This is a genomic window from Rhizobium sp. A37_96 (assembly GCF_053521765.1).
Map to the genome: position 1 here is coordinate 1,031,491 of NZ_JBNWDS010000001.1, position 13,203 is coordinate 1,044,693.

Genomic DNA, 13,203 nt, shown 5'->3' on the forward strand with positions numbered 1-13,203 from the left:
AATCGTCCTCACTGCCGCAATTCGCGGTCCTAAAGCATGTCGCGCAAAAGCGTTCAGCGGTTTTGCGGCAACGACGTGCTCAAGATCAAGGACCTAAAGCGCGGGAAGCGAATCTTGGAGATCGCGATACGCTTTGGTTGATTTATATCGCATTACGATATATTTGCCATCTCGAAGCGGAGAGCGGCTGACGGACGGCCGCGCACGCTGAGCACAGAAGGCCTCCGATGCAGGACACTCCTACCCCACAAACGCACACTCACGATTTCTCCGGCGGGGCCTCCCGCAAGGACAATGGCGATTTCACCACGGACAGGCGCGTGCTGGTGCTGATCGCCATGGCGCTCGTCGTCGGCACCGGCGGCGCATTCGCCGCCTGGGTGCTCATCAATCTCATCGCGCTCGTCAGCAATGCCGTCTGGCTGTTCAAGATCAGCACCGAGCCGCTATCCTTTACCGTGGTGGCGCGCTCGCCCTGGATGGTGGCGGCGCCCATTCTCGGCGGCCTCGTCATCGGCCTCATGGCGCGTTACGGCTCGGAGAAGATCCGCGGCCACGGCATTCCCGAAGCCATCGAGGCGATCCTGATCGGCGGCAGCCGCATGTCACCGAAGGTGGCGGTGCTCAAGCCGCTGTCCTCCGCCATTTCGATCGGTTCCGGCGGACCTTTCGGCGCGGAAGGCCCGATCATCATGACCGGCGGCGCCATCGGCTCGCTCTTTGCGCAGCTCTTCCATCTCAGCGCAGCCGAGCGAAAGACGCTCCTTGTCGCCGGTGCCGCGGCCGGCATGACCGCGGTCTTCGGCACGCCGATCGCCGCCATCATGCTCGCCGTCGAACTGCTGCTGTTCGAATGGAAGCCGCGCAGCTTCATTCCGGTCGCGGTCGCCGCATGCGTCTCGGTCGTCTGGCGCCCGCTGTTGATCGGCAGCGGCGCGCTTTTCCCGGCGCATTTCGACATGGCGCTCTCCTGGTGGGGCATTCTGCTCGCCGCCGGGGTCGGCATTGTCTCAGGCCTGCAATCCGGCCTGCTGACGACCTTGCTCTACAAGATCGAGGATGCCTTCGAGAAGCTGCCGATCCATTGGATGTGGTGGCCCGCCCTCGGCGGCCTCGTCGTCGGGCTCGGCGGCCTGATCGAGCCGCGCGCCCTCGGCGTCGGCTACGACATCATCGCCGACCTGCTGCACAGCCGCATCGCCGCCGGCGCCGTGCTGGCGATCCTGCTGGTCAAGGCGGGCATTTGGTTGGTGGCGCTTTCCTCAGGCACCTCGGGCGGTGTCCTGGCGCCGCTGCTCATCCTCGGCGGCGCGTTGGGCTGGCTCGTCGGCCTCGTCCTGCCCGGCGACCCCGGCTTCTGGGCGATGCTCGGCATGGCGGCGATGATGGGCGGCACCATGCGCGCGCCCCTCACCGGCACCTTCTTCGCGGTCGAACTGACGGGAGACACGAGCGCGCTGGTGCCCCTGCTCGCGGCAACGGTCGCAGCCTATGCCGTCACCGTGCTCCTGCTGAAACGATCCATTCTCACGGAAAAGATCGCCCGGCGCGGCCAGCACATCACCCGCGAATATGGCATCGACCCGTTCGAACTGACGCGCGCCCGCGACATCATGATCGCCAAGGTGGATACCCTGCCTGCCTCCATGCGCCTGTCGGAAGCGCTGCAACAGATGACGGATCGGCCGGACGCGCATCGCTTCTATCCCGTCGTCGGCGACAATGACCGCCTCGTCGGCATGATCTCGCGCGCTGACGCCCTGCGCTGGCAGAGCGAGCCGGAGCTCATGGATCAGTCGCTGTATGACGTGATCTCGGATACGTCGCTCCCGGTCGCCCATGCCGAAGATACGGTCGGCCGCGTCGCCGATATCATGATCCATGCCGATACGGGGCGCGTTCCCGTCGTCGAGCCGCAGACCGGCCGCCTCGTGGGCCTCATTGCCCGCAAGGATCTGTTGCGGCTGCGCAGCGCGTCCAACCGCGCGGAACTCGAGCGCGGTGCCTACCTGCGGTCGAAAAGTTAAGGGGAGGAGGAGTGGCGTCAGCGCGGCGAAAGAACTGCGCGGCGCCTTCCTTGCCATCGGCAGGAAGATTGAAGAGCGATCCACGACGACCGATGGATGTTTACGATCCTGGGTGCCTACAAACGTAGGTGGGCGCCATATGTCCAAGCCCACGGGCCTGGTCAGGGACAGCTCCCTTTGGATCGAGTATGGCCCCAGGGATTGTGGTTCCTGTCGGGAAGCGCAGACCGCCTGAACTATATAGAGCGGATTGTGCCCTCGCACCAGAGGGCCGCAGCTGGCATCCGCAGAAATAAACTCAAGCTTGCTCGGCGCCCGGCCGGGCAAGAAGCTTCTCGGTGATGCCGTGAATGCGCGTCGTCACTTCGTCGATGACGCTCGCCAGCGTCTCCTCGGCACGGGCATTGGCGGCAAGCGTCGTATCGCGGTTGCTGGTGAGCGATTCCAGCTCGGCCTCGAGCGTGGACATGCGGCGCGTCAGTTCCGACACCTCGTCCATGATCATGATGCCGGCCATGACGGTCACCCGCAGGTCGCCGATTTCGCCGAACTGGCTCTTCAAATGCATGACATAACGGTCGAAGCGATTGGCGAGATCCGTCAGATGGTCTTCCTGGCCTTCTTCGCAGGCCATCCGGTAGGCTTTGCCGTCGATCGTTACCGTTACTTGTGCCATTCGACTTTCCGATCACTGCCGCACTGCGACGGCTGCCTCCCGAGGGATCAGCGGTCCAGCACGGCTCTTATGGTTTCCATCGCCGTGACGAGCCGGCGTGACACTTCACGATTAACCTCTTCGAGCCGGTTCGCGCGGAACTCCGCCTGATCCAGTTCCTGGGCAAGGCGGGAGCGATCGGCATGAACCCGCCGCACTTCGCCTTCTATGTCGCTCTGCGCGCGTTCCCGCTCGAACCGTCCGTCAACGGCACTCTCCAAAGTCGAGAGCGCCTGGCGCAACTGGGCGAGCGCCGCGTCCACCGTTTTGCCTGAAGGTGTCATACCCTTCGCTTCTCCGCGCAAGGCCCGAATCAAAACATCCGGCCACTTGTCTGATTTCGCAACAATATTCAACTCGGCAACAGCACGTCAATAAAGGCCGTCATGTGACACCCCCCCTATTCTGTGGATGAATGACGCCTTTGCCGATCATACAGGCCTTGTCGCATCATTGTCGTCTTTTGTAAAAGTGAACGGGCAAATGTCAAAAAATTGCCGCGGGAGACCCGGATTGGGCCCTCGATTTATTGACTTGCTCGCCCCAACTGCTATGTCTCGACCGCCTGAGGCGACGTTGAAAATGGAGTTCGGAGGACGGTCTCCCTTTCATCCCGCCTTTCAACCGATGGCCCTCCCTCCCAAGCGTGCGGCCATCCCCCGAACCCGGAACACTGCGGAAAAACCCATGAACTCTCGCGAACAACACGACCGGATGGCGAATGCGATCCGTTTCCTTGCCATGGATGCTGTCGAGAAGGCCAATTCCGGTCACCCCGGTTTGCCGATGGGGATGGCTGATGTCGCCACCGTTCTCTTTAGCAAATATCTTCGCTTCGATCCGAAGAACCCGCTTTGGCCGGACCGCGACCGTTTCGTGCTGTCGGCTGGCCACGGCTCGATGCTGCTTTATTCGGTTCTCTACCTCACCGGCTATCCGGACATGACGGTCGATGAGCTGCAGCGCTTCCGCCAGCTCGGTTCCAAGACCGCCGGCCACCCGGAATACGGCCACGCCACCGGCATCGAAACCACCACCGGCCCGCTTGGCCAGGGCATTGCCAATGCCGTCGGCATGGCGATCGCCGAGCGCAAGCTGCGCGAGGAGTTCGGCTCCGAGCTGCAGGACCACTACACCTATGCCATGTGCGGTGACGGCTGCCTGATGGAAGGCATCAGCCATGAAGCCATCGCGCTTGCCGGCCATCTCAAGCTCAACAAGCTGATCCTGTTCTGGGACAACAACTCCATCACCATCGACGGCGCCGTTTCGCTTTCGGATTCCACCGACCAGGTCGCCCGCTTCAAGGCCGTTCACTGGAACACGATCGAAGTCGACGGTCACGACCAGGCCGCCATCGGCGCCGCCATCGAGGCTGCACAGAAGTCCGACCGCCCGACGCTGATCGCCTGCAAGACCATCATCGGCTTCGGCGCCCCCAACAAGCAGGGCACCCACAAGGTTCACGGCTCGCCGCTCGGCGCCGAGGAAATCGCCGCCACCCGCGTCGCCCTGAACTGGCCCTACGAGCCCTTCGTCATCCCGAACGACATCCTCGGTGAATGGCGCGCTGCCGGCGAACGTTCCATCGGTACCCGCGAAGCCTGGGAAGGCCGCCTTGCCGCCGCCGACGCTGGCAAGAAGGCCGAATTCAACCGCCGCTTCGCGCATGAGCTGCCGGCCGGCTTCGACGCCGCCATCAGCGACTACAAGAAGAAGCTCGCCGAAACCAAGCCGACGGTCGCCACCCGCAAGGCTTCGGAAGATGCGCTCGAGGTCATCAACGGCTTCATCCCGGAAACGATCGGCGGCTCCGCCGACCTGACGCCGTCGAACAACACCAAGACCAGCCAGATGAAGTCGATCACCCCGACCGATTTCTCCGGCCGCTACATGCACTGGGGCATTCGCGAGCACGGCATGGCTGCTGCCATGAACGGCATCGCGCTGCACGGCGGTCTCATCCCCTATAGCGGCGGCTTCCTGATCTTCTCGGATTATTGCCGTCCGCCGCTGCGCCTCGCCGCCCTGATGGGCATCCGCGCCATCCACGTCCTGACGCATGATTCCATCGGCGTCGGCGAAGACGGCCCGACCCACCAGCCGGTCGAGCAGGTCGCCAGCCTGCGCGCCATCCCGAACTTCCAGCTGTTCCGCCCGGCGGACGCCACGGAAACGGCTGAGTGCTGGCAGATCGCGATCAAGACGACCAACCGTCCGTCCGGCCTCGCGCTGACCCGCCAGAACCTGCTCGCCGCCCGTACGGAATACAGCGAGAAGAACCTCTGCGAACAGGGCGCCTACACGCTGGCCGGCAATGCCGACGCCAAGGTGACGATCTTCGCTTCGGGCTCCGAAGTCGAACTCGCCGTCGCCGCTCGCACCGCTCTCGAAGGCAAGGGCGTCTCGACGCGCGTCGTTTCCGTTCCCTGCACCGAGCTCTTCTTCGAGCAGTCGGACGCCTACCGCAAGGAAGTCATCGGCAACTCGCCGGTCAAGGTTGCCGTCGAAGCCGGCGTTCGCGAAGGCTGGGATGCCTTCATCGGACCGGAAGGCGCCTTCATCGGCATGAAGGGCTTCGGCGCTTCCGCTCCGTACAAGGACGTCTACAAGCACTTCGGCATCACGACGGAAGCCGTTGTCGCCGCCGCAGAGGCAAAGCTTTCCTGAGGGCGCTGACAAGCGCTCTCAAATCCAATAGATAAACACCCTGAGTGAACGGGAGTGAATTTCAATGACTGTAAAAGTTGCCATTAACGGCTTTGGCCGCATCGGCCGTAACGTTCTGCGTGCGATCGTCGAATCCGGCCGCACCGACATCGAAGTCGTTGCCATCAACGACCTCGGCCCGGTCGAGACCAATGCCCACCTGCTGCGTTACGATTCGATCCACGGCAAGTTTCCGGCCGAAGTGAAGGTCGAAGGCGACACGATCATCGTTGGCGGCGGCAAGCCGATCAAGGTCACGGCGATCAAGGACCCGGCAACCCTGCCGCACCGCGATCTCGGCGTTGACATCGCCATGGAATGCACGGGCATCTTCACGGCCCGCGACAAGGCCGCCGCTCACCTGGCGGCCGGCGCCAAGCGCGTCATCGTTTCGGCTCCCGCCGACGGCGCCGACCTGACCGTCGTCTTCGGCGTGAACCACGACCAGCTCACCAAGGAGCACCTGGTCATCTCCAACGCGTCCTGCACCACGAACTGCCTGGTGCCGGTCGTCAAGGTTCTCGACGACGCCGTCGGTATCGACCATGGCTTCATGACGACCATCCACTCCTACACCGGCGACCAGCCGACGCTCGACACCATGCACAAGGACCTGTACCGCGCCCGCGCCGCAGCCCTGTCCATGATCCCGACCTCGACGGGCGCCGCAAAGGCCGTTGGCCTCGTTCTGCCGCACCTGAAGGGCAAGCTCGACGGCACGTCGATCCGCGTTCCCACGCCGAACGTCTCGGTTATCGACTTCAAGTTCGTGGCCAAGAAGGCAACGACGGTCGGCGAAATCAACGAGGCCATCAAGGCTGCATCGAACGGCAAGCTGAAGGGCATCCTCGGCTACACCGACGAGCCGCTGGTTTCGCGCGACTTCAACCATGACAGCCACTCGTCGATCTTCGCGACCGACCAGACCAAGGTCATGGAAGGCAACTTCGTGCGCGTCCTGTCGTGGTACGACAACGAATGGGGCTTCTCCAGCCGCATGTCGGACACGGCCGTCGCCTTCGCAAAGCTGATCTGACCATGGCCTTCCGCCCGCTCCTTCCGACGACGGTTCGCTGGCGTCCCATGGAAGGAGACGGGCTGGAGCATTTGACGATCGCTCCCATAGACAATGCCGGCGGCGCGGCCATCCGTGCCGCCGGCATTATCGTTGGCGCGCGTGGCGGCACGCCCTACGGCGTCTCGTACCGCATCGATTGCACCGCCGGCTGGGCCGTCCTCTCCTTTTCCGTCGAAACCACCGACGGCCGCCGTCTCGCGCTGATGTCGGACGGCAAGGGACATTGGCGTAGCGAGGATGGCGATGCCCTGCCGCAATTCGACGGCTGCATCGATATCGATCTCTACGGCTCGCCCTTCACCAACAGCTTGCCGATCCGCCGGCTCGAACCGAAGCCGGAAGACGGAACCGCCAGGCTCTCCATGCTCTATATCCCGTTCGACACCTTCGAGCCGGTGCGCGACGGACAGCATTACACCTGCATCGTGCCGGAGAAGCTTTATCGCTATGCCGCCGAGGACAGGGACTTCACCATCGACCTTCCGGTTGACGACGACGGGCTGGTGATCGACTACCCGATCTATTTCAAACGCGCCGCTCTCTGAGGCGCCGACGCCACCGCTTCACGCATCATCTTAAAAACATTTCGATTTTTTTCGGCGCTGCCCTGCTATCGTCCAGATTTACCAGTAAATTTTGAAGCAGGAAGTCTCCCAGGGCATTCCAAGCCGCTTCGCCGTTCTGGCAAGGCGCATCACACCATGACGTTGCAGTCGCCGGAAAGAGTTTCAATCAGTAAGCTCTCCTCCGAACGACTTCCGTGTTTGCCAGTTTGCCAGGCACGGCGGCATGATGGAGAGTGGAGAGATTTCCGGCATTCCGGGCTTTGGGCCTGGCTGCGGCGCACGGAAAGGGGAAGAAAAGGTGGAGGCATTTTACGTCATCGTGCTGATCAGCACGGTCCTTATTCTCATTGCGGCTTTCTCCAGCCTCCTTGCCTTCCGTTTCGGCGCTCCCTTGCTGCTGCTCTTCCTCATGATCGGCCTTGCGGCCGGCACCGATGGGCTCGGCATCGAATTCTCCAACAACTACCTCGCCTATATCCTTGGTTCGCTGGCGCTTGCCATCATCCTCTTCGATTCCGGCTATGGCACGCCGATCCAGGCCTTCAAGCTTGCCGCCGCCCCGGCGCTGACCATCGCCTCGGTCGGCGTCATCGTGACGGCGGCGCTGTTCGGCTTCGCCGCCACCTGGTTGCTGGGCTTCACCTGGCTGCAGGGCCTGCTCCTCGGCTCCATCGTCGCCTCCACGGATGCCGCCGCCGTCTTCTTCCTGCTGCGCATCGGCGGCATCAACATCCGCGACAAGGTGCGCTCGACGCTGGAGGTCGAATCCGGCACCAACGATCCGATGGCGATCTTCCTGACGCTCGCGCTGGTCGAGCTGCTGGCAAGCGGCGAAGGTTATGCGGGCATCAATCTCGCCATGCTCGTCACCTTCGTGCAGCAGATGGGGCTGGGCCTCATTCTCGGCCTGCTCGGCGGCATGATGATCGTCCTCATCGTCAGCCGCCTGGAAACGGATCGCGGCCTGACGCCGATCTTCGTGCTGGCGCTGGCGCTGCTAGTCTTTTCCTTCACCGGCGCCGTCGGCGGCAGCGGCTTTCTGGCCGTCTACGTCGCCGGCATCTATGCCGGCAATCGCAAGATGCCGGCTTCGGCCTCGATCAAGCGCTTCCAGGACGGCATGACCTGGCTTGCGCAGATCATCATGTTCCTCGTTCTTGGCCTGCTCGCGACTCCGTCGGAATTTCCCGCCATCGCCATACCCGCCGTGGCGCTGGCGCTGTTCCTGATCTTCATCGCCCGCCCGATCGCCGTGTGGCTCTGCCTGCTGCCCTTCGACTATACACAGCGCGAGACCGGTTTCGTCGCCTGGGTCGGCCTGCGCGGCGCGGTCTCCATTCTTCTGGCGATCATGCCCATTCTTGGCGGCCTTCAGGCCGGCCAGACCTATTTCAACGTCGCCTTCATCGTCGTGCTGGTGTCGCTGCTCGTGCAGGGATGGACCATCAAGCCGATGGCGAAACGCCTCGGCCTCATCATTCCCCCGCGCATGGGGGCGATCGACAAGGTCGAGGTCGACCTGCCGGGCACCGTCAACCACGAACTCCTCTCCTATCGCGTCGTCAAGGACAGCCCGGTTCTGCGCGGCGAGCGCATCCCGCGCTGGGCCATGCCCTCGCTCGTCGTGCGCGACGGCAAATCCATGCGATATCAATATGCCGGCCGCCTGCGCGAGAACGATGTCGTCTATCTTTTCGTCTCGCCCAATTATTCGCGCCTGCTCGACCGCATCTTCGCCAGCCGCGCGCCGGTCGATCCGGACGATGCCGAATTCTTCGGCGCCTTCTCGATCTCGCCGCTGCGCCCGGCCGCCGATCTCGATGCCGCCTATGGGCCGGGCCTGCTGAGCGAGCAGGAAAAAGGCCTCACCATCGCCGACCTCATGCGCCACCGTCTGGGCGGCAAGGCCGATTATGCGGATCGCGTGCGCCTGGGCGAGATCATTCTCATCGTCCGCGACCTCGACGAGAACGACCATATCCAGTCCGTCGGCATGTCGCTGGAAGCGGTGGAGCCGCCCGTCCTCCTGCCGATCTTCATCAATCTCCACGATATTTTCAAAAGCGTCCGCGGCTACCTGCGAAAGCGGCGGGAACGGCCGGAAGAAGCCGTTTCAAACGATTCAAATACGGAAAAAAACGACGCCTGAATGGCCTTGCGTCTCCGATCATCCGTAGTATGGTCGGCGCACTTTCACGCCACCAACAACATTGGATCCTCCCATGGCAGCCTTCAAGACTCTCGACGATCTCACCGACATCACCGGCAAGCGCGTGCTCGTGCGCGTCGACCTCAACGTGCCGGTCAAGGATGGAAAGGTTACCGATGCGACCCGCATCGAACGTGTCGCCCCGACGATTCTCGAACTGTCCAAAAAGGGCGCCAAGGTCATCCTGCTTGCCCATTTCGGCCGCCCGAAGGATGGCCCCTCGCCGGATCTTTCGCTTGGCCTCATCGTGCCGGCCGTGGAAGAGGTTCTGGATCACGCAGTTCTCTTCGCGTCGGATTGCATCGGCGCCCCGGCAGCCGACGCCGTTGCGAAGATGAACAACGGCGACATCCTGCTGCTTGAAAACACCCGCTTCCACAAGGAAGAGGAGAAGAACGACGCGGCCTTCACCAAGGCGCTCGCCGCCAATGGCGATATCTACGTCAACGATGCCTTCTCGGCCGCCCACCGCGCCCATTCCTCGACCGAGGGCCTCGCCCACCTGCTTCCCGCCCATGCCGGCCGCACCATGCAGGCAGAGCTTGAAGCCCTGGAAAAGGGTCTGGGCAATCCGGTGCGCCCGGTCGTCGCCATCGTCGGTGGCGCCAAGGTCTCCACCAAGATCGATCTTCTGACGAACCTCGTGAAGAAGGTCGACGCGCTTGTCATCGGCGGCGGCATGGCCAACACCTTTCTCGCCGCCCGCGGCACCAATGTCGGCAAGTCGCTCTGCGAGCATGACCTTGCCGACACCGCCAAGCAGATCATGATCGAGGCTGCCGCATCCGGCTGCGCCATCGTCCTGCCCGAGGACGGCGTCGTCGCCCGCGAGTTCAAGGCCGGCGCCGACAACGAGGTCGTCGCGATCGAGGCCATTCCGGCCGATGCTATGGTGCTCGATGTCGGCCCGAAGTCGATCGAGGCCGTCAAGAGCTGGATCGGCCGCGCCACCACGCTGGTCTGGAACGGCCCGCTCGGCGCCTTCGAAATCACCCCCTTCGATACCGCCACCGTCGCGGCTGCCAAATATGCCGCCGAGTGCACCAAGGCCAGCAAGCTGACGTCCGTCGCCGGCGGCGGCGACACGGTTTCGGCACTCAACCATGCCGGCGTTGCCGACGATTTCACCTATGTCTCGACGGCGGGCGGCGCCTTCCTCGAATGGATGGAAGGCAAGGTTCTTCCGGGCGTTGCCGTTCTGCAGGCCGGCAAGTAATCAGGCCTCTTTGACAGGAATGACGCAAGCCGCGAAAGCTAAGCCTTTCGCGGCTTTTCCATGAGTGCTAGGATGATGTCCGAAACATTCAAACGGTTGAAATCATTTCAATCGTTTCAATTAGTTAGCCAGCCATTTCCCTCCTTCTATACTTCTGTTATCGCCGATCTATATTGATCTTGTCGCCGACTGAAATCGCCTTGGAGAAACAAAATGAGCGAACGCATTGAAGACATTGCCGTAAAGATGGTTGCCGGTGGCAAGGGCCTCCTCGCAGCGGACGAATCCACCGCCACAATCAAGAAGCGCTTCGACGCAATCTCTCTCGTTTCCACGGAAGAGAGCCGCCGCGACTATCGCGAGATGCTCTTCCGCTCCGACGATGCCATGAAGAAGTACATCTCTGGCGTCATCCTCTATGAGGAAACCCTCTTCCAGAAGGCCGCCAACGGCACGCCTTTCGTCGACGTCATCAAGGCCGCAGACAGCATTCCGGGCATCAAGGTCGATATCGGCGCCAAGCCGCTGGCCGGCTTCCCAGGCGAGACCGTCACCGAAGGCCTCGACGGCCTCGCCGATCGTCTGGCGAAATATTATGATGCCGGTGCCCGCTTTGCGAAATGGCGCGGCGTGATCGCCATTTCCGACGCCCTGCCCAGCTATGGCGCCATCAAGGCCAACGCCCACGCGCTCGCCCGCTATGCCGCGCTCTGCCAGCAGGCCAAGATCGTCCCGATCGTCGAGCCGGAAGTGCTGATGGACGGCGAGCCCGGCACCCAGAGTCTCGACCGCAGCGAGGAAGTGACCCGCTGGACGCTGCAGATCGTCTTCCAGGAACTCGCGGAAGCCCGCATCAATCTCGAAGGCATGATCCTGAAGCCGAGCATGGTCATCGACGGCAAGAAGGCCCGCAAGGCTTCCGTCGAGCAGGTTGCCGAACGCACCGTCAAGGTTCTGAAGGAAACCGTTCCTTCCGCCGTTCCCGGCATCGCCTTCCTCTCCGGCGGCCAGTCCACCGAAGAAGCCACCGCTCATCTCTCCGCCATCAACTCCGGCTATGACCTGCCTTGGAAAGTGACCTTCTCCTACGGCCGCGCCCTGCAGGACAGCGCCCTGAAGGCATGGGGCGGCAAGGCGGAAAACGTCGCTGCCGGCCAGCGCGCCTTCACGCACCGCGCCGAGATGAACTATCTCGCCGCCAAGGGCAGCTGGACGAAGGATCGCGAACAGGCTGCTTGACACCGGCCAGCCTTCGAATGAGCAGAGCCCCGATCGCGATGCGATCGGGGCTTTTTCTTTTGCGCGGCAGCATATCCGCTTCGGCGATCCGCGGAAGGAGCCGACGGTGAACTTGTCATGGGCACAAGTTCACGCTTTCGCGCGCAACCGGGCAGCGGCTAAATCCCTGCAGTTTCATCAAAACTCCTGAGGCTGCCATGAACACCGTTGCCTACGTCACCGTCGATGTCTTCACCTCGGAGCGTTTCGTCGGCAATCCGCTGGCCGTCATCCCCGATGCCCGTGGCCTGAGCCACGAGGCGATGCAGAAGATCGCGACCGAATTCAACTATTCCGAAACGACCTTCGTACTGCCCCCGGAAAATCCCGATCATACGGCGCGCGTCCGCATCTTCACGCCGACGGCCGAAATTCCCTTCGCGGGCCATCCCAACGTCGGCACCGCTTTCGCGCTTGGCCAGCAACTGGAGATCTTCGGAAAGCGTATAGGGGACAAGCTGACCTTCGAAGAGGATGCCGGCCTCGTGAATGTGACGCTGCTGCGCAGTGGCGAAGGCGTGATCGGCGCGAGCATACGCGCGCCGGGCAGGCTTACGATCGGAGAGACAATCGCCGACGAGCTGATTGCACGCTGCGTCCAGATCGATCCTGGCTCCATCCGCCGGGCAACACATGCGCCGACATTTGCCTCCGTCGGCCTGCCCTTCGCCTTTGCTGAAGTGGATGGCCTCGAAACGCTCGGCAAGGCCTGGCCGAATGCGGCTGTCTTCACCGAAGCGGCGGCAAGGCACAAGGAAGACAAGACCGGATTTTCGCTGTTTCTCTACACACGCTCCGCCGAAAATCCGTGGCACATCCGCGCCCGCATGTTTGCGCCCCTGGATAATGTGACGGAAGACCCTGCAACCGGCAGCGCCTCGGCAGCCCTCGGCGCCTATCTGACCTCCCTGCTTCCGGCACGGGATGTCGAGGTGAAAATCACCATTGAGCAGGGCGTGGAGATGGGAAGACGTAGCGTCATCGGTGTCGATGTCAGGAAATCTGCCGGCACGGTAAACGAAGTCTTTCTGTCGGGCAGCAGCATCTCTGTGATGCGCGGCGAGGTGCTGCTTTAAGAAGCCCGCACGATCGCTGGAGAACCCGAATCCTGGCCTGGAACGCGCTAAAACGCCTCGTTGATAACAAGCGCGACCGTCCAGATGGCGAAGGCGAAGATGGCTATCTTCCAGAAGTCGGCCCTGCGCCTCAGGCCCGGCAGCCCCAAGGGCTTGATGATATGCACTGCCATAGCGAGCAGAAGCAGCAACCCTAAGGCTTTTGTCACGCTATTTTTCCCCGTTTGCGCAAGAGTGAGCATGGCCGCGACCAAAAACCGCTGCGCAGTTTTCGCGATCATGCTCTAATCGTCATAGGACGGACATTTTTCCGCGCCAACAGACTGCTT

Annotated in this window: 12 protein-coding genes and 1 other RNA gene; 8 read left to right on the top strand and 5 right to left on the bottom strand. The window is 62.5% G+C overall.

The window, feature by feature from the left end; genetic code table 11:
• Positions 1-227: 227 nt before the first annotated feature.
• Entirely contained in the window at positions 228-2,027 is a 1,800-nt protein-coding gene (locus ACQZ6J_RS05020; protein ID WP_449082386.1) for a chloride channel protein, read from the top strand.
• A gap of 73 nt (positions 2,028-2,100) precedes the next feature.
• Here the strand turns inward: ACQZ6J_RS05020 and ssrS are convergent.
• The 3 genes from ssrS to ACQZ6J_RS05035 all read right to left on the bottom strand — a co-directional run bounded on the left by ssrS (position 2,101) and on the right by ACQZ6J_RS05035 (position 3,026).
• Positions 2,101-2,259, bottom strand: a non-coding RNA gene (ssrS, locus tag ACQZ6J_RS05025) — 6S RNA.
• Positions 2,260-2,325: 66 nt separating this feature from the next.
• Positions 2,326-2,703, bottom strand: a complete 378-nt coding sequence (locus tag ACQZ6J_RS05030) for a cell division protein ZapA (RefSeq protein ID WP_163986638.1) — start codon at positions 2,701-2,703, stop codon at positions 2,326-2,328.
• Between the two features lie 47 nt (positions 2,704-2,750).
• Positions 2,751-3,026 (bottom strand): DUF4164 domain-containing protein, encoded by a 276-nt coding sequence (locus ACQZ6J_RS05035; protein WP_015341018.1) that lies wholly within the window; start codon positions 3,024-3,026, stop codon positions 2,751-2,753.
• Between the two features lie 403 nt (positions 3,027-3,429).
• On the opposite strand from ACQZ6J_RS05035, the gene tkt reads away from it, so the two are divergent.
• From tkt to ACQZ6J_RS05050, 3 genes are all read left to right on the top strand, one after another.
• Entirely contained in the window at positions 3,430-5,412 is a 1,983-nt protein-coding gene (tkt, locus tag ACQZ6J_RS05040; RefSeq protein ID WP_449082389.1) for a transketolase, read from the top strand.
• 64 nt (positions 5,413-5,476) lie between these two features.
• Positions 5,477-6,487, top strand: coding sequence for a type I glyceraldehyde-3-phosphate dehydrogenase (gene gap / locus ACQZ6J_RS05045; RefSeq protein WP_163986641.1), 1,011 nt, complete (start codon positions 5,477-5,479; stop codon positions 6,485-6,487).
• Positions 6,488-6,489: 2 nt separating this feature from the next.
• Positions 6,490-7,074, top strand: a complete 585-nt coding sequence (locus tag ACQZ6J_RS05050; protein WP_449082391.1) for a putative glycolipid-binding domain-containing protein — start codon at positions 6,490-6,492, stop codon at positions 7,072-7,074.
• A 25-nt stretch (positions 7,075-7,099) separates the two neighbouring features.
• Here the strand turns inward: ACQZ6J_RS05050 and ACQZ6J_RS05055 are convergent, their stop codons facing one another.
• Positions 7,100-7,261 (bottom strand): hypothetical protein, encoded by a 162-nt coding sequence (locus tag ACQZ6J_RS05055; RefSeq protein WP_449082393.1) that lies wholly within the window; start codon positions 7,259-7,261, stop codon positions 7,100-7,102.
• A 132-nt stretch (positions 7,262-7,393) separates the two neighbouring features.
• On the opposite strand from ACQZ6J_RS05055, the gene ACQZ6J_RS05060 reads away from it, so the two are divergent.
• The 4 genes from ACQZ6J_RS05060 (at position 7,394) to ACQZ6J_RS05075 (ending at position 12,874) form a co-directional block, all read left to right on the top strand.
• On the top strand, positions 7,394-9,244 hold the full coding sequence (locus ACQZ6J_RS05060; RefSeq protein WP_449082778.1) for a potassium/proton antiporter: 1,851 nt from the start codon (positions 7,394-7,396) through the stop codon (positions 9,242-9,244).
• Positions 9,245-9,317: 73 nt separating this feature from the next.
• Complete coding sequence (locus tag ACQZ6J_RS05065) at positions 9,318-10,520, top strand: phosphoglycerate kinase (protein ID WP_449082395.1); 1,203 nt, start codon at positions 9,318-9,320, stop codon at positions 10,518-10,520.
• Between the two features lie 213 nt (positions 10,521-10,733).
• Positions 10,734-11,759 carry a class I fructose-bisphosphate aldolase gene (locus tag ACQZ6J_RS05070; RefSeq protein WP_163986644.1) on the top strand — a complete coding sequence of 342 codons (1,026 nt, stop codon included), beginning with the start codon at positions 10,734-10,736 and terminating at the stop codon, positions 11,757-11,759.
• 197 nt (positions 11,760-11,956) lie between these two features.
• Positions 11,957-12,874: a PhzF family phenazine biosynthesis protein gene (locus tag ACQZ6J_RS05075; protein ID WP_449082397.1), complete on the top strand. Its 918-nt coding sequence runs from the start codon at positions 11,957-11,959 to the stop codon at positions 12,872-12,874.
• A gap of 47 nt (positions 12,875-12,921) precedes the next feature.
• Here the strand turns inward: ACQZ6J_RS05075 and ACQZ6J_RS05080 are convergent, their stop codons facing one another.
• Positions 12,922-13,155 (bottom strand): hypothetical protein, encoded by a 234-nt coding sequence (locus ACQZ6J_RS05080; RefSeq protein ID WP_163986340.1) that lies wholly within the window; start codon positions 13,153-13,155, stop codon positions 12,922-12,924.
• Positions 13,156-13,203 lie beyond the last annotated feature (48 nt).

Coding starts and splice junctions, on each gene's coding strand:
- ACQZ6J_RS05020 (WP_449082386.1), top strand. CDS start 228: ATGCAGGACACTCCTACCCCACAAACGCACACTCACGATTTCTCCGGC.
- ACQZ6J_RS05050 (WP_449082391.1), top strand. CDS start 6,490: ATGGCCTTCCGCCCGCTCCTTCCGACGACGGTTCGCTGGCGTCCCATG.
- ACQZ6J_RS05030 (WP_163986638.1), bottom strand. CDS start 2,703: ATGGCACAAGTAACGGTAACGATCGACGGCAAAGCCTACCGGATGGCC.
- ACQZ6J_RS05080 (WP_163986340.1), bottom strand. CDS start 13,155: ATGATCGCGAAAACTGCGCAGCGGTTTTTGGTCGCGGCCATGCTCACT.
- ACQZ6J_RS05075 (WP_449082397.1), top strand. CDS start 11,957: ATGAACACCGTTGCCTACGTCACCGTCGATGTCTTCACCTCGGAGCGT.
- ACQZ6J_RS05035 (WP_015341018.1), bottom strand. CDS start 3,026: ATGACACCTTCAGGCAAAACGGTGGACGCGGCGCTCGCCCAGTTGCGC.
- tkt (WP_449082389.1), top strand. CDS start 3,430: ATGAACTCTCGCGAACAACACGACCGGATGGCGAATGCGATCCGTTTC.
- gap (WP_163986641.1), top strand. CDS start 5,477: ATGACTGTAAAAGTTGCCATTAACGGCTTTGGCCGCATCGGCCGTAAC.
- ACQZ6J_RS05070 (WP_163986644.1), top strand. CDS start 10,734: ATGAGCGAACGCATTGAAGACATTGCCGTAAAGATGGTTGCCGGTGGC.
- ACQZ6J_RS05065 (WP_449082395.1), top strand. CDS start 9,318: ATGGCAGCCTTCAAGACTCTCGACGATCTCACCGACATCACCGGCAAG.